This is a genomic window from Arthrobacter sp. Bz4, from assembly GCF_003075455.1.
Taxonomy (GTDB): Bacteria; Actinomycetota; Actinomycetes; order Actinomycetales; family Micrococcaceae; genus Arthrobacter_D.
The window spans coordinates 1-1,309 of sequence record NZ_QDAE01000069.1; the positions used below are offsets into that span (position 1 = coordinate 1).

The 1,309-nt window shown below is 59.8% G+C and carries 1 protein-coding gene; it reads right to left on the reverse strand.

The genetic code is table 11. The features are described from left to right. Nucleotides 1–1,071 precede the first annotated feature (1,071 nt). Nucleotides 1,072–1,309, reverse strand: a 238-nt coding sequence (locus DDA93_RS16555) for a hypothetical protein (protein ID WP_207771378.1), incomplete at its 5' end; no start/stop codon positions are given.

The following is a 1,309-nucleotide window of genomic DNA, read 5'->3' on the forward strand; positions in this document are numbered from 1 at the left end:
CACCACCATCGACCTGGCGAGCGAGTGGCGTCTCAGCGATTCCTTGGAAAGTCCGGGAACGGAAGTGGTCCGATTCAACCGGTCGTGGCGTCCACGATCTGCATGCGCCTCCGTTCCGGATAGCTGCGTGAGTGCATGGTGCTTTCCAATGCGGAGACTGCTAGCCGGCACCGGCGGTTCAGGACCGGGGTCAGGGTCCGCATCCGTGAAAACACTGCCGTGAAAACATGGACCAGATTCGGTGGTCTCGACTCGACAGCTGGACCCCGTTCTTCCCCGCTGCGGTAGTTCGCCTGGGAGCTCGTCGGTGATAGGCCGGTACCTGTACCTCGGATCATCAGCGTCGGTCTCCAGCGTTGAACTGACCAGATACGCATCGGCAATGTTTTGGTTAGTGACCAGCTGGGTTTGCACCGGCAATAGGTCTCTCGTGCCAAATACGGGCAGCCAGGCGCGGAAGCTCATTTTGCTGTTCCTGTAGCCGGTCGCCTTTCCTTAGATGCCTACCTCGGTGGAGTCCTTCGTTGCAGGACGTGATCAGGTGTCCTTGTGATCCGCGATGGTTAGCCGATGGTCTCAACGTTGCCCAGGTCGGGCGGAAGATCTGCCAGCATCTTTGCGCGAGTTGTCGGTCTGGGGCTGGGGCTGGGGCTGGTGGCAGGGTGCCGGGGACTGGGCCCCGGGGGCCGGATGGCCCTCCCTCAGATTCTCAATCGCGGGACCTTCCTGGGTACCGCGGTGACGGCTCAATTTCCGACCGTCACCAATGCAGCGATCGGTCAGGGTGGAGACACCGACTGATTGCTACCTGCCCAGGGGAGATGCCCGATGCACATGTCTGGCTATACCCGGACATTGCAGTAGCGATGGAGCGGCATCGAACGGCGGGCAAGGGCAATTATCGAACCATCGCGGACACAACTACGCACCATCGCAAAAGCGCTCGCGCGGTATTCAGAGAACAGTTGACGGGCGCCCATCTGCGTGATGCACGGCACACTGTCTCATGGCCGCTTTTCCGGCTCGGCCTGCCGTTGATGGGGCGCCGGGCAGGCACCTTGATCGGTGCCGTTACTGGGGAATGGGCGCGTTTCCGGGGTGGGAGGTGATGATGAAAGGGCCGATTTGGTAGCGGTCCATATGGTGTGTAAAGTAGAACAAGTCGCCGCCGCTTCTGCGGAAAAATAGCGACCGACCCCTTACAAACAGCCTGGAAATGGCATGCTTTTGGCATGCGGATGACGGGTAGGGAACCGCTTGGTTGAGCTGCAGATCACGACAATGTTGATTTGCTAAAGCTTCCAAGTTC